The organism is Enterococcus termitis, assembly GCF_001730305.1.
GTDB classification, from domain to species: domain Bacteria; phylum Bacillota; class Bacilli; order Lactobacillales; family Enterococcaceae; genus Enterococcus_L; species Enterococcus_L termitis.
Window position 1 is genome coordinate 57331 of record NZ_MIJY01000046.1, and the last position, 21717, is coordinate 79047.

Genomic DNA, 21717 nt, shown 5'->3' on the forward strand with positions numbered 1-21717 from the left:
GATGTGTTCATTATTATCAGCAATTATAGCATCATGACAACCACCGTTCGAAATAGATTGACAGAAGAATCAACTCACGGTACTATATCATTAGATGATATATCGCTAAATGATATAAAGGAGTAGGACATCATGGATGAGGTATTGACGGACTCCACATATTTAATTTTATTAGCATTACTAAAGCCGCAGCACGGCTATGCTATTATGAAAGAAGTAAGTATTTTAACGAATGGTCAGGTGGAGATTGGACCAGCCAGTATGTACACGATTTTAAAAAAGCTTCAAAATAATGGACTTATCACACTTGAAGAAAGTTATGAGCGAAAGAAAACATATTTGATTACTGTCAAAGGAAGAAACAGTCTAAAAAAAGATGTGGAACGTCGCAAGATGCTTTATCAGGCTGGAAGCCGTCTGTTAGCTGAAAAGGGAGAATGAAGGATATGGTTAGGGAAAAGAAGTACATTTTTTCTAGAGGGATTGCCTTTTATCCTGAAAAGGAAATGCTCCTCTTGAAAAAACAAGCAGAGCAAGGGTGGCACTTTAGAAAAATAAATCGATGGGGATTTTTAGTGTTTGAAAAAGGGCAACCTGAAAAGAAGAATTTTTCAGTAGATTTTTTTGATGGTTCATCCGATGAATTGTCTGAATATTTAGTGATTTATAAGCAAGCAGGTTGGGAAAATATAGGAAGTCATAAAAAGAAGTATTACTTTTTTAAAGCAGATTGCACTACGCCGACAATTTATTCTGATCCTGAAAGCTATTGGCTTAGAATGAAGAAAGAATGGTTGTGGTTGTTAAAATGCTATCTCATTTATTTTCCTCTAGGTGTTGCTTGTCTAGGTCTGTTAATACTCACCAAGGCGACAAAAAATCCTTTATTGGCAAATGTAGCGGTACGGGTGATACTGACATTTTTTGGAATGTTTTTTGCTGCATTGCCACTAGGAGTGGTTGTGAGCGTCTTATTTTCTCTGGTGATTTACAAGGATCGAATCAACTATTATAATCAGCCGGAGCGCTTTGCTCATCGCCAAAAAGTATTGAGAGACTCTCTGTTTTTAGGTGGTATTGGATTTTTTCTTGGAATTATTATTAGCTTGATATCCGGTTATTCTTTTTTCTAAGCTGTACATTATGCAGCTAGAAAATGAATCTCTACGATAAAGATACGATTGAATATAGGAGGATGGGAAATGTTAGAAGTAAAAAATTTGGTCAAAACATTTGGGGACTATACAGCTGTAGATGATATCTCTTTTGAGATTCCAGATGGAAAAATTCTTGGTCTGATCGGTCAAAATGGTGCTGGGAAAACAACGACATTTCGTTTGATCTTGGATTTCTTATCTCAAGATAGCGGAATCGTCCGTTGGAATGGTCACCAATTAAGCGGGAAAGACTATAATGACATTGGTTATTTACCCGAAGAACGTGGATTGTATCCGAAAATTTCAATTCAAGAACAATTGATTTATTTTGCCGAACTTAGGGGGAAAACCAAAAAAGAAATTGAACCTAAAATCGATGAATGGATGGATAAGTTCAAAGTCAAAGGAAAGAAAACAGATAAAGTAAAATCACTTTCAAAAGGAAATCAGCAAAAAGTTCAATTAATTGCAACGTTGATTCATGAACCTAAGCTGGTGATTTTGGATGAACCATTTAGTGGTTTAGATCCAGTAAATGCAGAGCTTTTAAAAGACGGGATCTTAGCACTTAAAGAAAAGGGTTCATGCGTCATATTTTCTAGTCATAATATGGATAATGTTGAAAAAATCTGTGATCATCTTGTGATGTTGCGAAGCGGTAAGATGGTATTGAATGGGAAAGTTCATGACATCCGTGAGAGTTTTGGACGAACTAAAGTATTTTTAGAATCACCTTTGAACGTTGATGAAGTAATGGCGATCGATGGTGTAAAAAATGCATTTAAACGTGAAGATGGCGTTGTTGAAGTGACGTTGAATGATCCAAATGCTGGTCAAGAAATCTTTGCTAGAGCAACACAATTTGGCTACATTCCGATGTTTAATCAACAACCACCGACCTTAGAGGAGATATTCAAAATGAAAGCAGGTGAACCTAATGAGTAAATTTTGGATCATAGCAAGTGATGTCTATAAAAAGAATGTAAAATCTGTTTCCTTTGTCATTATGATTTTAGTGCCCTTTATCGTGATGGGTATTATTTATGTCGCTGGTTCTTTTGCTGGGAAAGGTGAAGAAACTAAGATTGGCTTGGTTTCCGATAACCAGGAACTGGCTCAACAGTTAGAAGCAGCTAAAGAGGAAGACTATTCATTCAAAGTGTTGAAATCTGAAAAAGACGCTGAGAATCAGCTGAAAAAACAAAAGATCGACACATTTTTGGTTCTCACTACAAGTAATGATGAGATCAAAGGAAAAATGTATGCTGAATCTTCTATAGGTATGACGACTGAATTAACGATCAGTCAATTACTGAATAATCTACAAGTGTCATTAAATGCCAGCAAGTTAAATTTAACGCAGGAACAGCTGGCGAGTTTGAGCCAGCCGGCTAATTTTAAAAAGACAAAAGTTAGTTTTAATGAAGAGGGTAAGATGGAAGAAGGCGAAGACAATTCCATTTTCCAAACAGTATTAACAGGAGTTATTACCGTCTTCTTATTTATGATCATTATTACGTATTCTTCCATTATTGCCCAAGAAATAGCTTCTGAAAAAGGAACGCGTATTATGGAAGTTATTTTGTCTAGTACGAAAGCACAAACACATTTTTATGGTAAACTAGTTGGTGTCATTTTGGTTGCGATCACACAAATTGCCGTTTATGCAGTGACCTTTGGCATCGGCTATTCACAATTAAAAAACTTAGATATAGTCAAAAGCCTTCTAGAAGGTGTGCAAGTACAGGATCTATTAGGGAGTTTCTTAGCATTTACATTGCTTTTCTTCATTCTTGGCGTCATCTCATATTCGGTATTGGCAGCTTTATGTGGATCACTGGTGTCCAAACCAGAGGATACACCAAAAGCAGTGACACCAATAATGTATATTGCGATGATTGGCTATTTTATCGGATTTAGCTTTGGTCTAAGTGATCCTCAGAATATTGTGATCAAGGTTACTTCCTATATTCCGTTGATTTCATCGATCATTATGCCAATTCGCTTAGCAAATGAGACCGCAACGACTGCAAATGCAGTAGTTTCATTAGTTATTTTAGTAATATTTAGCATTTTATTGACAACATTCTCTGCCAAATTATATAAATCTAATGTTTTGGTTTATAGTGATGGTGGTGTTTTGAAATCACTGAAACAATCGGTTTCGATTTTGAGGAATGAAAGAAAAAAGACAGTTAGGTAGTAAGAGTTAAGGAAAAAATCGTTGCTAACATTGTCTTTAGTTTTATCTTAGTCAAGATTGAAAAATATCGATTACAATAGAAATAAGCTGACATTTACGAAAGAATTCTTCTTTTTTGTGAATGTCAGCTTTTTTATTTGGACGGTATTTTTTGATTGTCTTGTCTAATCAAGAGAAGAGGTACAATCATTTTTAAAAGGAACGGTTTGTCTTTCAACTAACGATACGCTTATTTCTCGCTCGGCTATTTTCTTGCTGTTCAGTTGGTTGTGTATATAAATAAAAGAATTTTCGGCTTGATGTCTGATTGAATAATCAACCGTAGTAATGTGCATCAGACGACTAATTTCACTGTTGTCAAATCCGATTACAGCAACATCTTCTGGAATAGAATAGCCTAAATTTTGAAGTTCAGAGATAAAGCTGGCAGCAACAGAATCTGTATAAAAGGCCATTGCATCGGTTTTGTTTGCCATTTTATGCCACGATCGTGCGATATATTTTCCATTATCAATTCTCGTATTATCTTGGAAAAGCCATTCGTCTTTCAGTGGAATATTCTTTTCTTTATGAAAATCCTCGATTGCTCGTAGCCGAGCTTTCGTATTTAGATTTTCGGGATTACTTAAAACATGTCCAATCGATCGATATCCTCGTTGAAAAAGGTAGTCTAATGAACGCGAATAACCAGAATAATGATCGACATAGGAAGAATAAATTCGTTCAGAATCGATTCGATGCCAAGTCGCTATTGGCCCATAAATACTATAAGGTTCTATGACTTCCCATTTATTTGCTCGGGTTAAAATAAACACACCATCCAGTTGTTTGTATTTCATTTGATTAAGGGCATCAATTTCTTTTTTCTTATCTCCATCAGTAAAATATAAGGTAACATAGTAATTATAATTTTTTGCGATAGAGATGAAACTTTCAAGAAAAACACCGAGTGGATCGATAAATCCCTGCGTGAGAAAGCCAATTGTTTTTGTTTCGCCGCTTTGAAGATTTCTAGCGATTAGGTTAGGCGAATATGCTAACGCTTCCATTGATTCAAGTACTTTTTTGCGACTTTCTTGACTGACATAGCCGTTTCCAGAAATAACTCTAGAGACGGTAGATTTAGAGACTTGTGCGTGTTTTGCTACATCGATAATCGTCGTCATAATTGCTCCTTGTTGATTGAAAGGGAGAACCCATTCTTTTATTTTTGGCAGAATAAAAACGTATTCACTTTTTAAGTATACCATAAATAAAATAGAAAAAGTGCTTGACATGGGAACATTCCCACAGATTATCCTATAAATGTAAACGATGTCAGAACATATTCTGAACAAAAAATCAGGAGGGAAACACATGACAAGAGATGCATTGAAAATCGCGACAATTGGTGGAGGTTCTAGTTACACACCAGAATTAATCGAAGGCTATATCAAAAGAAAAGACGAATTGCCAATCAAAGAAATTTGGTTAGTAGATATTGAAGAAGGAAAAGAAAAATTAGAAACCGTTGGAGCGATGGCTAAACGGATGGTCAAAGCGGCGGGCTTAGATTGGGAAGTTCATTTAACCTTAGATCGTCGGGCAGCTTTAAAAGATGCAGACTTCGTATCAACACAATTTCGTGTAGGTTTGCTTGATGCACGAATCAAAGATGAGCGAATTCCTTTATCTCACGGTGTATTAGGTCAAGAAACTAATGGTGCAGGAGGAATGTTTAAAGCGTTCCGTACAATTCCAGTGATTCTTGGCATTATTGAAGATATGAAAGAGTTGTGTCCAGATGCATGGTTAGTAAACTTTACTAATCCAGCTGGAATGGTTACTGAAGCTGCGATCAAGCATGGTGGTTGGAAAAAAACTGCTGGATTGTGTAATGTACCGATCGGTCATAGAAAACAAGCAGCGGAAAAATTAGGTATTCCTGAAGAAGATTTATTCTTTAAATTTGCTGGTATCAATCACTTCCACTGGCACCGTGTGTGGGACAAACAAGGAAAAGAACGGACACAAGAATTGATCGATTTGATTTATGGACCGCAGGAAGATTCAGAAAGTCATCTGAAAAATATCCATAATGCACCATTCCATTATGAACAAATCAAAGACTTAGGCATGCTGCCATGCGGCTATCATCGTTATTATTACATTGAAGATGAAATGCTGAAACATTCAATCGAAGAATTTGAAAAAGGAGAAACAAGAGCCCAAGTAGTAAAAGAAACAGAAGCTCGTTTGTTTGAATTATATAAAGATCCTAATTTAGATTACAAACCAAAAGAATTAGAACAACGTGGTGGTACACATTATAGTGATGCAGCATGTGAATTAATTGCGTCGATCCATAATGACAAACGGACAGATATGGTTGTTTCAACTGAAAACAACGGAACAATTACAGACCTTCCTTACGATTGTGTTGTTGAAGTTTCTGGTCCTGTAACAGCTCATGGTCACGAACCATATAATTGGGGGGCATTCCCGCCAGCGGCTCGCGGTATTATCCAAGTCATGAAAGGAATGGAAGAGACAGTGATCCGTGCAGCAATTGACGGAGATTATGGTGCAGCATTACATGCCTTTACGATCAATCCGTTAGTTCCAGGCGGTTCTATGGCGAAAACATTATTAGATGAATTGCTGATTGCACATAAAGATCATTTACCAAACTTCTCAGATGCTATTGCAAAAATTGAACAAGAGCAACCAGATACAGTAGCTTATGTAACTGAGTTGATGAAAAGTAATTAAATACAAAAAAGACAAGAGCAACGAAGCTTCGTTGCTCTTGTCTTTTTTGTATTTTTTAGAATATGTACACATTGATTAATTCAGCATTCGTTTGTTAGCTAAAATAATCTTTTGAATGAATATAATTAATTCTAACCACATTTTTTCATCTAAGAAGTTGTTGACGAAGAAAAATTCTTGTTTTTCTTTTTCTCCATGCTGCTCAACATTATCAATAATGGCAATATCTGCCATTTCTACTTGATTCGTAAAAGTGATGGTTTCAGGATTAAAGAGAGTCAACAATCTATTTTTTATAAAGACTGAGCCAAAATTATTGCTACTGTATTGGATGTAAATGCTAACAGTAGGAAGAGAAAACATGTCTGTTAAAAACGTTAATAAGATACAGATCGTAAAATTAAATGAAGAATCAAGAATCATTTCAGGATGCTCTTTCCTGAATTTTTTATAAAATCGATAATTTCTTGGATGTCTTTTTACATATTTTTTTACGTATTCTTTTTGATCGGGAATGTTGACCATCACTTGTTTGAAAAAGTAAAGGGGATTGATTTCAAAGTAGATCGAATGGATCAGACCGATGAGAACATAATAGAATATATTTGCCTTTATTCTTGGAGTCATAGGTGTCGAGGGATAAAAATCTTTTTCGTATTCATCAATCAACAGCTCACTAGAATAAACCAAACGCAATGAACGGGAAAATGATCGAAATAGAGCGACTTTCTCTTCTGGTGAATCAATATCTGAGATGAAGCTGCGAAGCATTAAATTGAAAAATAGATATTCGTCTTCTGTCACAAAAAAGTTTCTTAATACTGAAGAAATATCTTTTGGCAGTTCAAAGGAAAGGAGGATATTTTTTATTTCTTCCGGTAAGTGAATTTGAGCTTTGTCTTGTCTTAGAGTGGAGATGCGCAAGATTAATTCGATTCGTTTAATGACAGAGTCAGAATAACGATGTTTAAGACAGTCTACGGCTTCTGGAAAAGACAGACTGCATCCTGTTTCAGCTTTGAAAGGAACGACAATCCCTCTGTAAGCATTCCAATAAAAATAAAAGACAAACATTCTTAAATGCTTTTCTTCACCAGCAATATTTTCATCTGAATTAAAAATGATTTTAATATGGAACATTTTTAATTGTTCATTTAAAGCTGTGATTTGCTTATATAAATAAGGAATACTTACAAATAATTCGTCTGCTAGTTCATCGACTGTCGCATAATTTCTGGTGAAGATGGTTGAAATTATTTTGAACTGAAGAGATTCACTTAAGTAGTAAAGTCTTAAATGAACAACAAAATAATCGATTTGAAAATCAGAGTGGTTATTTATCTGGAAACTCCCGGTATTTCTTACAAATTCCAACATTTTCAAGTCTTCATTATTTTTGATGTCTGCTTCTAATTCATTAAAATATCTCTTTAATGTGCTTAACGAGATATCCAGGTAATGTTGTAGATAGGCAAAAGATACTTTTCCGCCGTCTCTAAAAATCAATTCTTTGAAGAGTTCTAATTTTTTATTATTTTTATCATTTAAAAAAAATTCCATTAATGTACGTCCTTTATTAGTTGATGTCGCTGGAATTATAGATTACAACAAGAGATAAGTCAATATGATAAGCGAAAAAACAGTGATTTATTTATTATTTATTTGTTATTTTTATGGTAATGTAATCGTTCTTTTTATTATTCTTAATTATAATATTTGTTATTTTATCTAAATAAGAGTCGAAATGTGTTCAGTTTTGGATTTTAAAAAAAAAAAAATATGTTTTATGATAATTGAGTAACAGAAACGCATAAAACTTAATCGTAGATTCATTTAAAAAACGAACAATTAAAATTGTTAAATAGCGTTTTAATTATTTTTTGGAATCAAGAGGAGAACCAAAAGGTAAGAGGGAGGTATTATGAAACATTATTTTTTTTTGCTTAGTTTGACGTTGCTAACAATAGCGACATTTGCTTTCTCTATAGAAGTTGAAGCAGTAAATTATGACACTGAAATCGGTCTGACGTTTACTAACGATATAGAAGGAAGCGAAGAGAGTAGTACGATCGAAAGCAGCGACAAAGCACCAAAGCAGCCAAATCAACCAAAGCAATTTCCAAAAACCAAATCAAATGAAGTGAATGAAACAAGAAACCGAAGCTTTTTGCCAAAAACTGGCTCTATAACTAATGATTTATTTATATGGATTGGGGCATTGGTATTGGCTATAAGCTTTGTCTGGTTATTTAAAAAAGGCTACTACCGCCTAAAAAAATAACTGGGAAATGAAAGGGGAGGAGAAATGAAAAAATATATAAGAAAATTCATTGTTTTTTTAACTCTACTACTAGGTGGAACTAGTATAGAGACAACACTTGCTTTTGCGGATGGTTTTACTAAAAATCGATCTGAATCTGAAATTTCTTACAGAGAGAACACAGATATCACACCGCCGATTGATCCAACGCACCCTGATCAGGCAGCAGAGATCATTTCCAAGATACCTGTCACACCCGGGACTGCAGGTCCATTAAGCGTTGATTTTGCCCCTCACGTTGTCTTTGGACAACAGGAAGCATCGAAAAAGGATGTTATTTACTATGCTGCACTAACTAAAATAAAACGGTTAGACAGTAATACAGAAGAAGAAATAGGTAATTTTCTTCAATTAACAGACAATCGAGGAAAAAATTCAAGTTGGCGGTTGACCGTCACTCAAAATGGACAGCTCAAGAACGGGGCACACACATTAAAAGGTGCACAACTATCGATAAACAATATCACGTTGTTCTCACCAAATCACGGAGCGAAACCGACAGCTAGTAAAGATGTTCATTTAGATCCGGAAAATGGTGAACCGACAGAGGTATCAAGATCGACTGAGACATCAGGAAAAGGAACCTGGCTGATTATGTTTGGAAAAAATAAAGAGGAAAGTAAAACAAGCATACAAGTCCGTGTTCCAGGAACAACAGAAAAAAAGCAAGGTAACTATACAACTTCCCTAACCTGGGAGTTGATTGATACACCAATATAATCTAAAGGAGAAAAAAGAATGCTAATGAAAAAACAAGTAACATTGACTACAACTGGATTGGTAACGTTTGCCAGTCTATTACTAGGAACACCAGCAGTTTTTGCTGAAACAGAAGGTGAAGGCGGAGTGAGCCAACCACCAATGACAATCAATGATCCGGCAAAATCAGAAGCGGAGATTTCATTTTCTCAAAATGAAACTGAACCAACAAAACCAACTGGACCTGGCGGCGAAGAGATTGAATCACCAAGTGAAGGTGAAACGGGTATGGTTGGACCTTTAACGATCGATTATATTACAAAAATCAATTTTGGAAATCAAAAAGTGTCAGGTAATGATGCCACTTACTTTGCTGAACTGGCAAAAGTTAAGTTAGTCGGGATTGACGAACCAAAAGAAACACCAAACTATGTTCAAATTACTGACAGTCGTGGTTCGAATGCTGGATGGCAATTACAAGTAAAACAAGATTCTCAATTTCAAGCAGAAGATGCTGATGGAAAAATATCAGAATTGAAAGGGGCTCAATTGACCTTTGCGAATCCTACATTGAAGTCATCTCAAAAAGGAGCTGAATTTGCGCCTCAAGGGTTTGGTCATTCATTTACTCCTGGCTCAGAAGCCGTAACAGTGGTTAATGCTTCTGCAGGTAAAGGTATGGGGACTTGGCATTATACACTTGGTGACACCGATGAGCAAGGGCAAAAGAGTGTTTCTCTAGCAATCCCTGGTGACACAGCAAAAGTACCAAATGCAGCTTATAAAACAGTTTTAACATGGACGCTAATCGATGCACCAGAAAAATCAGACGTAGAACCAGAACAAGCACCATAAAGAAAAAAGCAGGAACAATCATAGTTAGGTAAACAAAGAAAAGAGGAAATGAATATGAAAAAGTCAACAATCGTTTCAACACTATTATTAAGCACATTTATTTTAGGAACAGCGCCTACTGCAGCTTTTGCTGAAGAAGTAGCAGCGTCAGAAACAAATGCAACAGTAAAATTTGAAGCAGAATCAACTGAAGCTGATGGCGGCGGAGCAACACTAGATCCAACAAATCCTGAAGGCGAAGGCATTAAACCTGATCCAGGTGAAGGTTCAGAAAGTACAAAGGGACCACTAAGAATTGATTTTGCTCCAAACTTTAAGTTTGGTTCAGTAACAATGTCTGGTAATGCAGCAGACTATAATCCACTATATCCAAAAGTTGGATTATTAGATAAAGAAGGTCAATTATCAGATCCATTGCAAGAAAAATATGTACCTCATTATGTACAAGTAACGGATAATAGAGGGACAAACGAAGGATGGGAACTGGCAGTATCAGCTACACCATTTAAAGGAACAGTCAATCCCGATGCAGATTTAAAAGCTACGTTGACGCTATCAAATGCGCAATTTTCAACTGCTGTTAAACCAGTTGACGGTAAAGATTTTGTACCTGCTATGCTGAATACAAACGTAACCCTATCTTCAGAGCCAGAAGTGCTAATAAAAGCAAATGCAGATCAAGGGATGGGTTCATGGGCAGCAATGTTCAGCGAAACACCAAGCGAAGAATTAACTGTTACAGACAGAAATCCAAACGTGACACTTCACGTTCCAGCAGACTCTAAAAAAGACCCTAATGAAGAATACAAGTCTGTTATTACTTGGACACTTTCTTCTACACCGACATCAACAAACTAAAAGCTTAGTATTTCCGATCATTAGGACCGGGACATAACTCTACGAGTTACGACCTGGTCCTTTTAAAAACGAATAAATGGTCGAAGCAGAAGTAACTCCTTTGAAAATAAGAGTTGAATACTTCTGTCCGAACTTTAATGGTTCATACATAAAACAAAGAAAAAACAAACATACGCAAGTTGGGAGACATAAGTTAAATGAAGAAACGAATGATAATGCTAGTACTAGTAGTTTTGATGATGGTCGGAGTAATGCCGATGAATGCATCTGCACAAGATGGAACGATGAATTTTTCTGTTACAGCAGTTATTCCTGAAAATCAAATCGATAAGACTAAAACCTATTTCGATCTAATGATGGAACCTGGACAGGTCCAGGTATTAGACGTTCTAATGAACAATCCTTTGGATAAAGAAGTGGTTGTCGAAAACCATGCAAATACGGCAGTGACAAATGATAATGGAATCGTTGACTATAGTAATTCAAAACCAAAATTAGATGAAACATTACAAGCACCTTTTTCGGCAATTACTGAAGTAGAAAAAGAAACAACAATCCCGCCTAAAAGTTCAAAAACTCTAAAAGTTAAAGTAACGATGCCCAATGAGGAATTAGACGGAGTTGTTTTAGGCGGTCTACATTTTACTGAGAAAGAAGATGCTTCAAAAGAAGAGCAAGATAAATCAGGTGTCCAAATCAAAAATCGTTTTGCCTTTGCGATCGGTGTACTTATCAGAGAAAACGATAAAGTGGTCAAACCGGATTTAAAGCTCGGGAAAATTCAACCCTCGCAAGTCAATTATCGAAATGTGCTGAAGGCCAATATTCAAAATACTCAACCAGTAATTATTCAAGATATGGAAGTGGATGCTCGTATAACGCAAAAAGATAGTAAGAATTCATTGTTCGAACAAAAAAGAACAGGGTTGAGAATGGCGCCAAACTCGAATTTTAATTTTGGGGTTAGTTGGGATAATCAAGAATTCAAAGCTGGCAGCTATACTTTGCATATGAATGTGACAAGCGGCTCCGAGAAGTGGAAGTGGTCAAAAGACTTCGAGATCAGTTCTAAAGAAGCAAAAGAATTGAACGAAAAAGCAGTTGAATTAAAAGTAGACAATACAAAATGGTATATTATCGGAGCTATAGCTGGTGCAATCGTATTGATTCTATTCACCTTTATACTTACTCAATACATCAGTAAAAAGAAACGAATCAAAAGAAAAAGATTAAAAGCGGAAGCAGCTAAAAGAAAAAGAAAAAAAGCAACGAGTAAAAAAATGAACAACACCAATAGTGTTAAAAAAAATAAATAGTTCATTTATTGAGCGGTAATTAATTTTAAATAGGGGAGACGGGTAGTATGTATAATATAGGGTATTTTTCATTAAGAACTCCTCAAAATGAGTATTATAAAATCTTGAAATCAGATCAACAATGTTCACTGGAGCTAATCGAAACAGTATGTATAGAAGAGGTAGATCGATTAGATATTCTTATTATAGAAGAAAGTAAAGAACTAAATTTTACCAGTATTTGTGAGCATTTACTGGAGATAAGAAAAAAATCCGATGTATACATTTTGATCCTTGCTGATCCAGAACAAACGATTTTCACTTCTCAAATGGTTTATCTGAAATTGGGGGCAGATGGCATTTATTCCGAGGAGGCAGATGTCTTAGATTTAATCGTCAAAAACATTTTGAAACGAGTTAAAAAAGAAACAATCAAGAAAAATATGAAAAGGGCTTCTTTTGAAATAATTCCTGAAAAATCATGTATAGTTGTGAATGAAAATCAAGAAATCGACTTGACTAGACAAGAGTTTTTAGCGATGTCCATTTTATTTAATAAGAGAGATCAAACTGTCACCTACGAAGATATATACAGAGGCGTTTGGTCTAAACAGACAGGTGAGGTTCAAAAGAATCGAGTTTGCAACTTAGTTTCTCATATAAGAAAAAAGTTTGATGCAGTAAAAGAGTCGCCTATCAGATTGAAAACAGTTCGTTCGATTGGCTATATCTTAGAATCATCTTCATCAAAAAATGAAGGATAACCTTTCAAAAGGAAAAAGCCGTATAAATTCAGAGTGCTGAATTTATACGGCTTTTTGTTTGTAGCTTTCTAAATGAGTAAGATCTTCTGGCAAGGTATCTCCAGGATCGATTTGAAAAAGATAAGAACGATAGCGAAAGAACAGATTCAGCATAAATAAAGTTGAAATTTCAGTCATTAAAAAAATCTTTATAGAAGCTAGATACAAGCCAACCAGAGAAACAGTTAAAAATAGAAAGATAAATAGATAGAATAAGTGCTGAATACGATTGGTATTTGTAATAAGAATTTCTGTTGTTGCAGGTGTTATCGTGATTTTTTGAGAAGTATAAAACATTCCTTCTTTAAACTCTAGAATGTCTCCTGGTTCTACTGCCAAATCGACTGGAATATTGTTAAATAATTTACCTTGAGCAATCCCATTTTTATAGATACTGAAATGACGAACACAGCCCCAACTTGTTTGCCGCTTTAAATGAATATTCATAGTATAACTCACCTCCATAGTCTCTATTTTTACATAGATAGCATAGAAATAAATCAAACAAAAGACTGATTTTTTATAAAAAAATTATCCAGCTAAAGTCGTAGAAAACAAGAATACATTAAAAAAATACAGCAAATCTTATCATTTTTCAGCGATAAGGTATGCTGCATTGTCTTTTAGTCGATTTCTGGTAAGTAGGTATACTCTGCAATAGCAGCAGCGTGTGTTCCAGCTACATAGCCTGTAACAAAAGCTGCGGTCACATTGTAGCCGCCGGTATAACCATTGATGTCTAATAATTCACCAGCAAAAAACAAACCGTTGACTAATTTACTTTCCATCGTTTTTGGTTGAACTTCTTTTAAAGAGATACCGCCGCCAGTTACAAAAGATTTTTCGATTGGCAGTGTTTTTGCAGCATTTATATGAAAGAACTTAAAGTGCTGCACCAGTTTTTCTATTTGTTCCTCTGTAACAATCTTAGCTTGTACCTCGGTTAAAGATGCTTGGTCTAAGATAAAATGTAAGAGACGTTCAGGAACCAGATTTTTTAACGCATTTTTCAAGGTTTTATCCGGTTGCTCCAACAGCTTTTTCTTGATCTCTTGTTTCAGTTCTTCGACGGATAAATCAGGAAAGATGTCTAATTGTAAAACAACTTTTCGTTGGTCATTTTTTGCTAATTCTTGATTGACAAAGCTAGAGCATCTTAATGCAGCTGGACCGGAAAGGCCAAAATGGGTAAACAAGAGATCCATTTGATGTGCTACAACAATTTTTCCTTTACTGTTTAAAACAGCTAAAGAAACATCTTGTAAAGAAAGGCCTTGTAAGGTTTTTTCTTTAATGAACCGATCATCTGAAATGATTGGCGATTCTGTTGCATAAAGGGGACTGATCGTGTGCCCCAACCGTTTAGCGATCTTATAGCCATCGCCTGTCGAACCAGTAGAAGGGTAAGTTCTGCCGCCAGTTGTCAAAATAACACAAGGAGCATAGATTTTTTCATGCTCTAAAGCGATACCGATCACCTGATCTTCTTTGCGCAAGACCTTTTCAACTTTTGCTTCTGTATAGATTGTCACGCCGAGCAGTTCAAGTTGGTTAAATAAAGTTTCTACAATTGTTTTGGAGCGATCAGTGACAGGAAACATCCGTCCGTGGTCTTCTTCTTTTAAATGTGTACCATTTGCTTCAAAAAAAGCCATAATATCGTAGTTATCAAATTGTGAAAAGGCACTATATAAAAATTTTCCATTTCCAGGAATATGAGCGATGATCTCTTCGGCAGGGCGATTATTGGTCACATTACAGCGACCGCCGCCAGTTAATAAGAGTTTTTTTCCGACTCGCTTGTTTTTTTCTATTAATAAAGTGTTGCTGCCGGCTTTCGCAGCTGCAATAGCAGCCATCATACCGCTAGTACCAGCTCCGACAACAATAACATCAAATGATTTCATACATTTCCCTCCGATTCAATGGTAGTTTAACACAATTTTCAATTATTTTTCTAAATTTTTTTCATTTTCCAATAAAAAGTTGTGGAAATTTTCTGAATTTAGGTTAAAATAGGATTATAACAATGAGAGGGTGATTAAATGGAAGCAAAACAGTACGTGGAAGAGATTCAAAAGAAGATTCATGAGAATGATCGAGGGCAAGTAGAATACTTGCAAGCTGTCGACGAATTTTTACCAACGGTTGAAGTATTTTTGAAAGAAAATCCAGCATTCATTGAAGCCAATATTTTAGGAGTCCTGATTGAACCAGAAAGAATTTTACAGTTTAGAGTGCCTTGGCAAGATGATCAAGGGAACTGGCAGGTCAATCGTGGGTATCGCGTGCAGTATAACTCTGCTATCGGTCCTTATAAAGGCGGCTTACGTTTTCATCCTAGCGTGAATTTAAGTGTGATGAAGTTTTTAGCATTTGAACAAATTTTTAAAAACAGCTTGACTGGTTTACCGATCGGCGGCGGTAAAGGCGGTAGTGATTTTGATCCAAAAGGAAAATCAGATGCAGAAGTCATGCGTTTTTGTCAAAGCTTTATGACAGAGTTACAAAAACATATTGGGCCAAGTACGGATGTACCAGCAGGGGATATTGGTGTTGGCGCAAGAGAGATCGGTTACTTATTCGGTATGTACAAACGTTTGAGAAATTATGATGCAGGTGTTCTAACAGGTAAACCACTAGGCTATTGGGGCAGCCAAGCACGGACTGAAGCAACAGGCTATGGCTGTGTTTATTTCGTTAAACACTTACTGAATGACTCAAACGATTCATTTGAAGGCAAGAAAGTGGTTGTTTCCGGTAGCGGAAATGTGTCAATTTATGCAATGGAAAAAGCAAAAGAACTAGGTGCAACGGTTCTAACTTGTTCTGATTCAACTGGTTTTGTTTATGATCCAAACGGAATTGACGTGGAACTTGTCAAAGAGTTGAAAGAGAAAAATCGTGAGCGAATTTCTAAATATGTCGAAACTCACAAAGATGCAGTTTATTATGATGGTCAATCTGTTTGGGATTTTGATGTGGCTTATGATATTGCTTTACCATGTGCCACACAAAATGAAATTAATGTAGAACAAGCAAAACGCTTGGTTAAAAACGGTGGTAAAGTCGTAGCAGAAGGTGCAAATATGCCATGTACACTAGAAGCTGTAGATGTTTTAGCTGAAGCTGGCGTCTTATACTGTCCAGGTAAAGCTGCAAACGCTGGCGGCGTGGCCGTTTCTGCACTTGAAATGAGTCAAAATTCTGAACGTCTATCTTGGTCGTTTGAAAAAGTAGATGGCATGTTGGATGATATTATGAAAAATATCTATGAAACGTGTCGTGATACGGCTAACAAATACCAAGCACCTAATAATTATGTCTTAGGCGCGAACATTGCAGGATTTGAAAAAGTAGCGCGAGCAATGTTGAGTCAAGGACTCGTTTAATCACTCCCTTAATTTATACCTTTTTTAACTACTACTAAGTCGTCGTAAGATGATTCTTAGTAGTAGCTTTTTATTCTTTTTAGGCATTAAAACTGTTCAGTATTGGAGAAGTTCTTCTATCTGAAAATTAGTATAATGGTTACTATAGATAAAGTATAAAGAGGTGTGAAAAATAAAAAAGAGAAAAAGAAATATCGTTATTTTTATGGGGATTGTTTTAGTTCTTGTTTTGTTCAGTATGTTCCTTCAAACGAAAAACAGTTCTCAGTTAAAAGCGGCAGAGCCAGAAGAAGCTGTACAAGAGAATATATTAAAGCCGGATCAATGGGGAGCCTATTATCATGATTATGGAACTATAAGGTATGCTGGTTTCAATTTTGATGATGTGTTGAGAACTATTAAATACTCTGGCTATGGACGAGCAACAAAGGATTTGGTGTATATCCAAAGAACAGGCTCGTCAGATACTATTCTTGCAAACGAGCCGATGTATGCGACACAAAGTTTTACTCTAGATCCAAAAAGATATTATGAATTTCGAGCAAGACTTGGTTCCTCTTGGTCATCAACTTCAGCAGGTGGTGGTATCACTAGCTATATATTCCTTAGAAAAAAAGATGGAACACCCGCTAAAAGTATTGAATTCAGAATGAATAATCAAGGAGCAAATCCTAAAAGCATCAGAGTCAATTTTTTAGCTGGCACGATCAATGAAATTAGTTTGCGAGTGGATCAGTATGCCAATGTTTCATCTCGGTTTTGGGGCGGGATTCAATTAAATAATCCAATGCTTGTAGATATCACAGATCAAGTCCTTAACATTAGTCCTGAAATTGATGCGTTATTTACAGATGACACTCGAACACAGCTTAAATTAAGTGTTACGCAAAAAGAAATCAATCAACTAAAAGAAAGACTTACTAGCTATAAAGGGTTGTTGGAAGCTACTCTCATGACAACTTTAGAGGGGAATCTAAAGAAAGCTCAAGATCTAATGAATGCTGTAGTGCTTGATTTAGTTGTAGAAGATCTTGTGAATGATCCTGATGATGAACATAACCGCTCGATTATCGGTGTTACTCATCCAAATGCATTTTTACAGTTTTCAGGACATTCGGCAATTCCAGACGGCGAATTAAGTTCAGGTGTTGCATCAGATACACGTAAGTATCAAATTCGTGCTGCAGCTGATGGTACGTTTACTTACACCTTGCCGGAAAATAAGACGTTCGCCTTTGGTGAAGAAATCAAAATCATTAGTTCGTTACATGGCAAAGAAGATATAAAAATCAAAACAGTCTTAGATACTATTCCGCCAGAGCAGCCAACTTTAAATCGATTGAAGGATATAGCAGATTCAATGAATGGTACTGCTGAAGCTAAAGCAAGTATTCAGATTTATGATGCTGCCAATGATCAGTTGTTTTTAGAAGGGAAGTCTGATGATGATGGTACATTTACGCTCTCGCTTCCAACTGAAAAACGACCATTGCGACCGTACAAACAATACTATGCTACAGCAACCGATGCTTCTGGTAATGTCAGTGAAAAATCAGACCTACAAGAAGTAAGTGATACACAAGCACCAAAAGCGGAACCAGTTACTCAATACTTAACTTTAGGTGAGCAACTACCAGCTCTTACTACATTGTATAAGAATTTATCCGACAATGCTGGAGCTTCTGGGATCAACATTTTATTAACAAAGAAACCTGATCTTTCCAAAGTAGGCTTTACCACAGCGGAGATTACTTTTGCAGATAAAGCGGAAAATCAGACGGTCATCACTGTTCCTATTTTTATTAAAGATGAGACGATCATTGAAGATGGGAAACATATGCTATTTGCTAAAGACTTTTCTGTCTTAACGATTGATTTACCTACAGATCCTGAAAAGCGTAAAGACTTTTTATTAAAAAATAGTCAAGCGGGTGTGTGGGATCTAGTAACTGGGGAAAGCAAAGAAACAGAGCTGATTTTTGATGATAGTAATCTAAAACGACAACCTGGAACCTATGAAGTGGGCGTTCGTTTTGGAAAGCTATACAAGCCATTTAAGATCACGCTACTTCCTGGTAGTCTATCTTTTGAAAAAGTAGCAGAAGAAATTTCTTATGGGACACCAATGATTCGTTCAAAAGAACAAACGATAGCGCCAGAAACAAAGATTGAGTTTCTAATTAATGATTCTCGATTTATCACGCAGCAATGGCGTTTGATGGCGCAATTGAAAAAGCCTTTACAGCTTAAAAATGGCGAAAAAACTGCCAGCAATCTATTCTTCTCTAAACAGAATGAACTGGGTGAGTGGATTAAAGAACCGTTAACTGATCAAATGACAACAGAGTTATATAGTCATAAAGATGCCAAAAATGGTACTTTTTCAATCAATTTTGATAATGCAGACGATCAAGCAATTCTTTTAGATGTCTTACCAGGAAGTATACGGTCAGATGAAAACTACGAAACAGAGATTGTTTTAACATTGGAAGATGGCCCTTAATAAAATAAGCGAACAAAGACATGACTAGAGTAAAATAAATGGTCATGTCTTGTTTTTCTTAAAGGAAGTCTGCTATATAATGATTTGGTATAGCTCATTTGTAACCAAGCTTTTTTTAATTTATGGAAAGAGATAGATAATTGGTACAGACAATCATAATTTACTTGAAAAATACTTAAAAAAAACGTAAAGTAGATACTGTAGTAAGTTTTATTTCAAGGAGGAGACGGAATGTCACACATTAAATTTGATTATTCTAATTTAACACCGTTTATTGCTGATCATGAATTGGACTATATGCAAACTCAAGTAACAGCAGTAGACAAAGCATTACGAGAAGGAACTGGTGCTGGAAGTGATTTTACTGGCTGGATCGACCTGCCGGAAAATTATGATAAGGAAGAATTTGCCCGCATTAAAAAAGCTGCAGCTAAAATCCAATCTGATTCTGAAGTATTAGTTGTTATTGGGATTGGCGGTTCCTATCTAGGTGCAAGAGCGGCTATTGAATTTTTACATCATTCTTTTAACAACTTATTGCCATCAGAAGAAAGAAAAGCACCACAAATTTTCTTTGCTGGAAATAGCATCAGCTCAACATACTTAGCTGACTTGATCAATGTTATCGGTGATCGTGACTTCTCAGTCAACGTAATTTCTAAATCAGGTACAACAACTGAGCCTGCAATCGCATTTAGAGTGTTCAAAGAATTATTAGTTAAAAAATATGGTAAAGAAGAAGCAAACAAACGTATCTATGCGACAACAGACCGTGCTAAAGGTGCTGTCAAAGTTGAAGCAGATGCAGAAGGTTGGGAAACATTTGTGATTCCTGATGATGTTGGCGGACGGTTCACTGTATTGACACCTGTTGGTTTATTACCGATCGCTGTAAGTGGCGCGGATATCGATGCATTGATGACAGGAGCTAACGATGCGCGTAAAGAGTATGCAACAACGACTGATTTAAGTAAAAATGAAGCGTATCAATATGCTGCATTAAGAAATATTTTATACCGTAAAGGCAAAACAACCGAAATGCTGATCAACTATGAACCAGGCATGCACTATTTCTCTGAATGGTGGAAACAATTATTTGGTGAATCAGAAGGAAAAGACCAAAAAGGTATTTTCCCAGCTGCAGCAGATTTTTCTACAGATTTACACTCAATGGGACAATACGTACAAGATGGTATGCGTAACTTGTTTGAGACAGTTGTAAAAGTAGAAACACCGCGTCACACAGTTTCTATTCCTGAATTGGAAGAAGATTTAGATGGTCTAGGTTATTTACAAGGAAAAGAAATTGATTTTGTAAATACAAAAGCATTCCAAGGAACATTGCTTGCTCATACAGATGGCGGTGTACCAAATATGGTCGTAAAAATTCCAGCGATGGATGCTTATTCATTAGGTTATGTAATGTACTTCTTTGAAATTGCTGTGGGAATTTCTGGTTACTTGAATGGGGTAAATCCATTTGACCAAGAAGGTGTTGAAGCATACAAAAAGAATATGTTCGCACTACTTGGTAAACCAGGCTTTGAAGATTTAGCCAAAGAATTAAATGCCCGCTTATAATATCGTGTTTATTGATATGAATTGATTTTAATTAAAAAAGGAACGCTCAAAAAATTGAGCGTTCCTTTTTTCTAAGTATAGATGATTATTTTACTGGAAAATCAGCTTTTCTATATTCCGTTCATCGATTGAAATCATCATCTTTTGGATAAGGCAGGACATGTAACTGATCGTCCTCTTCGATTGAATTATTTATTGACTCAGCGTCATGCTGAAAATGAGTGTTTTGCTGTAATGTATGGTCCGTTTCTTCTGTAAAAGAACTATCATTTGTTTGTGCAGATCTAGACTCAGTTAGATTTGAATTATTTTGAGCTAAACGTGTTTTCGCTTCTTCTTCAGCTTGGATTTGACGGTCATGTCGTGATGTTTTACTTTTACCGCTTGTAAAAGTTAAGTAAATAATCAACAGGATCATGATGATCGTTGCAATAATTAAAGCAATAAACATCCCGAATGAAATAAACACTATGATTCGACCTCCTTTATCATTGATATTCCTTTATAGTTTATCAAATGTTGACGTTACCGTCATCTTTTTATGAAGAACTCTTGCCATTTTCTTAAGATCAACAAGAGAATTTGCTAAAAAAGGAAAGAATTCTGTAGGATTTTTGTTATTTGTGGTAAACTATAGAAAGCAAGTTTTTGGAGGAATGAAATTGAAATCTAAAGAGTTATTACATACAGTATTATATTTTGCGGCATTTGCCCTTGTGTTATTCTTATTAAGGCAATTTGTCTTTACTCCTGTTGTGGTTAAAGGCCACTCAATGGATCCAACGTTGGCAGATGGCGAGCGAGTGATTGCTTTAAAAAACACCGATATTAAACGGTATGATATTGTGACATTTCCCGCCCCGGATGAGCCTAAAAAAAGTTACATCAAACGTGTGATCGGATTGCCTGGAGATTCGATTGAATACAAAGACGATGTTTTGTATATCAATGGAAAAGAAGTTGAAGAACCATATTTAGATGAATTTAAAAAGGAAGTAGCTGACGGAAACCCGTTGACTCTAGATTTCACATTAGAGGAGGTCACTGGAAAAGACAAAGTTCCAGCAGGTGAGTACTTTGTAATGGGAGACAATCGTAGGAATTCAAAAGATGGTAGAATGATTGGCTTTATCAGTGAAGAAAAAATATCTGGCGATGTCAAATTTGTATTATGGCCGTTAAACCGTTTTGGAACGCTTCCTAAAGTTAAGTAATTGATCAAAGCAAACGGCTTGGCCGTAAATAAAAAGCTCTCTTTTAATTAAGAGGCTTTTTTTGTTAGATAGTATAGGTTCTGTCA

The 21717-nt window shown here is 35.9% G+C and carries 20 protein-coding genes; 15 read left to right on the forward strand and 5 right to left on the reverse strand.

All coding sequences use genetic code 11. The features are described from left to right. Positions 1-132 precede the first annotated feature (132 nt). The 4 genes from BCR25_RS18090 (at position 133) to BCR25_RS18105 (ending at position 3360) form a co-directional block, all read left to right on the forward strand. Positions 133-441, forward strand: coding sequence for a PadR family transcriptional regulator (locus BCR25_RS18090; protein WP_069665017.1), 309 nt, complete (start codon positions 133-135; stop codon positions 439-441). 65 nt (positions 442-506) lie between these two features. Further along, complete coding sequence (locus BCR25_RS18095) at positions 507-1133, forward strand: DUF2812 domain-containing protein (RefSeq protein ID WP_281247186.1); 627 nt, start codon at positions 507-509, stop codon at positions 1131-1133. Positions 1134-1202: 69 nt separating this feature from the next. After that, positions 1203-2102 (forward strand): ABC transporter ATP-binding protein, encoded by a 900-nt coding sequence (locus BCR25_RS18100; protein WP_069665019.1) that lies wholly within the window; start codon positions 1203-1205, stop codon positions 2100-2102. Continuing rightward, positions 2095-3360: an ABC transporter permease gene (locus BCR25_RS18105; RefSeq protein ID WP_069665020.1), complete on the forward strand. Its 1266-nt coding sequence runs from the start codon at positions 2095-2097 to the stop codon at positions 3358-3360. The genes BCR25_RS18100 and BCR25_RS18105 overlap by 8 nt, the downstream gene beginning before the upstream one ends. A 164-nt stretch (positions 3361-3524) precedes the next feature. Here the strand turns inward: BCR25_RS18105 and BCR25_RS18110 are convergent, their stop codons facing one another. Further along, positions 3525-4526, reverse strand: a complete 1002-nt coding sequence (locus tag BCR25_RS18110) for a LacI family DNA-binding transcriptional regulator (RefSeq protein ID WP_069665156.1) — start codon at positions 4524-4526, stop codon at positions 3525-3527. A gap of 190 nt (positions 4527-4716) precedes the next feature. Here BCR25_RS18110 and BCR25_RS18115 point away from each other — a divergent pair, with 190 nt between their 5' ends. Next, positions 4717-6111: a 6-phospho-beta-glucosidase gene (locus BCR25_RS18115; RefSeq protein ID WP_069665021.1), complete on the forward strand. Its 1395-nt coding sequence runs from the start codon at positions 4717-4719 to the stop codon at positions 6109-6111. Between the two features lie 75 nt (positions 6112-6186). Here BCR25_RS18115 and BCR25_RS18120 read toward each other — a convergent pair whose 3' ends face one another. After that, positions 6187-7671 (reverse strand): helix-turn-helix domain-containing protein, encoded by a 1485-nt coding sequence (locus BCR25_RS18120; protein ID WP_069665022.1) that lies wholly within the window; start codon positions 7669-7671, stop codon positions 6187-6189. Between the two features lie 361 nt (positions 7672-8032). Here BCR25_RS18120 and BCR25_RS18125 point away from each other — a divergent pair, with 361 nt between their 5' ends. The 6 genes from BCR25_RS18125 (at position 8033) to BCR25_RS18150 (ending at position 12902) form a co-directional block, all read left to right on the forward strand. After that, positions 8033-8392: an LPXTG cell wall anchor domain-containing protein gene (locus BCR25_RS18125; RefSeq protein ID WP_069665023.1), complete on the forward strand. Its 360-nt coding sequence runs from the start codon at positions 8033-8035 to the stop codon at positions 8390-8392. 24 nt (positions 8393-8416) lie between these two features. Further along, positions 8417-9151, forward strand: coding sequence for a WxL domain-containing protein (locus BCR25_RS18130; protein ID WP_069665024.1), 735 nt, complete (start codon positions 8417-8419; stop codon positions 9149-9151). Positions 9152-9169: 18 nt separating this feature from the next. Beyond that, positions 9170-9985 carry a WxL domain-containing protein gene (locus BCR25_RS18135; RefSeq protein WP_069665025.1) on the forward strand — a complete coding sequence of 272 codons (816 nt, stop codon included), beginning with the start codon at positions 9170-9172 and terminating at the stop codon, positions 9983-9985. A 54-nt stretch (positions 9986-10039) separates the two neighbouring features. Next, a complete protein-coding gene (locus BCR25_RS18140) occupies positions 10040-10843 on the forward strand; it encodes a WxL domain-containing protein (RefSeq protein WP_069665026.1) in 804 nt (267 codons plus the stop codon). Between the two features lie 197 nt (positions 10844-11040). After that, positions 11041-12159: a WxLIP family cell surface protein gene (locus BCR25_RS18145; RefSeq protein WP_069665027.1), complete on the forward strand. Its 1119-nt coding sequence runs from the start codon at positions 11041-11043 to the stop codon at positions 12157-12159. Positions 12160-12206: 47 nt separating this feature from the next. Next, positions 12207-12902: a winged helix-turn-helix domain-containing protein gene (locus BCR25_RS18150; RefSeq protein WP_069665028.1), complete on the forward strand. Its 696-nt coding sequence runs from the start codon at positions 12207-12209 to the stop codon at positions 12900-12902. A gap of 42 nt (positions 12903-12944) precedes the next feature. On the opposite strand, the gene BCR25_RS18155 is transcribed toward BCR25_RS18150, so the two are convergent. Continuing rightward, positions 12945-13388, reverse strand: a complete 444-nt coding sequence (locus tag BCR25_RS18155) for a hypothetical protein (protein ID WP_069665029.1) — start codon at positions 13386-13388, stop codon at positions 12945-12947. A 176-nt stretch (positions 13389-13564) separates the two neighbouring features. Then, positions 13565-14848 (reverse strand): BaiN/RdsA family NAD(P)/FAD-dependent oxidoreductase, encoded by a 1284-nt coding sequence (locus BCR25_RS18160; RefSeq protein ID WP_069665030.1) that lies wholly within the window; start codon positions 14846-14848, stop codon positions 13565-13567. 138 nt (positions 14849-14986) lie between these two features. Between BCR25_RS18160 and gdhA the strand changes: the two genes are divergently transcribed. The 3 genes from gdhA (at position 14987) to BCR25_RS18175 (ending at position 20417) form a co-directional block, all read left to right on the forward strand. Next, positions 14987-16333: an NADP-specific glutamate dehydrogenase gene (gdhA, locus tag BCR25_RS18165; RefSeq protein WP_069665031.1), complete on the forward strand. Its 1347-nt coding sequence runs from the start codon at positions 14987-14989 to the stop codon at positions 16331-16333. A 205-nt stretch (positions 16334-16538) separates the two neighbouring features. Continuing rightward, positions 16539-18836 (forward strand): Ig-like domain-containing protein, encoded by a 2298-nt coding sequence (locus tag BCR25_RS18170; RefSeq protein ID WP_069665032.1) that lies wholly within the window; start codon positions 16539-16541, stop codon positions 18834-18836. Positions 18837-19067: 231 nt separating this feature from the next. Beyond that, a complete protein-coding gene (locus BCR25_RS18175) occupies positions 19068-20417 on the forward strand; it encodes a glucose-6-phosphate isomerase (RefSeq protein WP_069665033.1) in 1350 nt (449 codons plus the stop codon). Positions 20418-20538: 121 nt separating this feature from the next. Here the strand turns inward: BCR25_RS18175 and BCR25_RS18180 are convergent, their stop codons facing one another. Continuing rightward, complete coding sequence (locus BCR25_RS18180) at positions 20539-20886, reverse strand: hypothetical protein (protein WP_069665034.1); 348 nt, start codon at positions 20884-20886, stop codon at positions 20539-20541. Positions 20887-21073: 187 nt separating this feature from the next. Between BCR25_RS18180 and lepB the strand changes: the two genes are divergently transcribed. Beyond that, positions 21074-21631, forward strand: a complete 558-nt coding sequence (gene lepB, locus BCR25_RS18185) for a signal peptidase I (protein ID WP_069665157.1) — start codon at positions 21074-21076, stop codon at positions 21629-21631. The last annotated feature ends 86 nt before the right edge of the window (positions 21632-21717 follow it).

Bases quoted from the DNA above. Each gene is read 5' to 3' on its own strand.
- BCR25_RS18130 (WP_069665024.1), top strand. From the start codon at position 8,417: ATGAAAAAATATATAAGAAAATTCATTGTTTTTTTAACTCTACTACTA.
- lepB (WP_069665157.1), top strand. From the start codon at position 21,074: ATGAAATTGAAATCTAAAGAGTTATTACATACAGTATTATATTTTGCG.
- BCR25_RS18170 (WP_069665032.1), top strand. From the start codon at position 16,539: ATGGGGATTGTTTTAGTTCTTGTTTTGTTCAGTATGTTCCTTCAAACG.
- BCR25_RS18145 (WP_069665027.1), top strand. From the start codon at position 11,041: ATGAAGAAACGAATGATAATGCTAGTACTAGTAGTTTTGATGATGGTC.
- BCR25_RS18110 (WP_069665156.1), bottom strand. From the start codon at position 4,526: ATGACGACGATTATCGATGTAGCAAAACACGCACAAGTCTCTAAATCT.
- BCR25_RS18105 (WP_069665020.1), top strand. From the start codon at position 2,095: ATGAGTAAATTTTGGATCATAGCAAGTGATGTCTATAAAAAGAATGTA.
- BCR25_RS18135 (WP_069665025.1), top strand. From the start codon at position 9,170: ATGCTAATGAAAAAACAAGTAACATTGACTACAACTGGATTGGTAACG.
- gdhA (WP_069665031.1), top strand. From the start codon at position 14,987: ATGGAAGCAAAACAGTACGTGGAAGAGATTCAAAAGAAGATTCATGAG.
- BCR25_RS18100 (WP_069665019.1), top strand. From the start codon at position 1,203: ATGTTAGAAGTAAAAAATTTGGTCAAAACATTTGGGGACTATACAGCT.
- BCR25_RS18090 (WP_069665017.1), top strand. From the start codon at position 133: ATGGATGAGGTATTGACGGACTCCACATATTTAATTTTATTAGCATTA.
- BCR25_RS18095 (WP_281247186.1), top strand. From the start codon at position 507: ATGCTCCTCTTGAAAAAACAAGCAGAGCAAGGGTGGCACTTTAGAAAA.
- BCR25_RS18125 (WP_069665023.1), top strand. From the start codon at position 8,033: ATGAAACATTATTTTTTTTTGCTTAGTTTGACGTTGCTAACAATAGCG.
- BCR25_RS18175 (WP_069665033.1), top strand. From the start codon at position 19,068: ATGTCACACATTAAATTTGATTATTCTAATTTAACACCGTTTATTGCT.
- BCR25_RS18140 (WP_069665026.1), top strand. From the start codon at position 10,040: ATGAAAAAGTCAACAATCGTTTCAACACTATTATTAAGCACATTTATT.
- BCR25_RS18115 (WP_069665021.1), top strand. From the start codon at position 4,717: ATGACAAGAGATGCATTGAAAATCGCGACAATTGGTGGAGGTTCTAGT.
- BCR25_RS18155 (WP_069665029.1), bottom strand. From the start codon at position 13,388: ATGAATATTCATTTAAAGCGGCAAACAAGTTGGGGCTGTGTTCGTCAT.
- BCR25_RS18150 (WP_069665028.1), top strand. From the start codon at position 12,207: ATGTATAATATAGGGTATTTTTCATTAAGAACTCCTCAAAATGAGTAT.
- BCR25_RS18160 (WP_069665030.1), bottom strand. From the start codon at position 14,848: ATGAAATCATTTGATGTTATTGTTGTCGGAGCTGGTACTAGCGGTATG.
- BCR25_RS18120 (WP_069665022.1), bottom strand. From the start codon at position 7,671: ATGGAATTTTTTTTAAATGATAAAAATAATAAAAAATTAGAACTCTTC.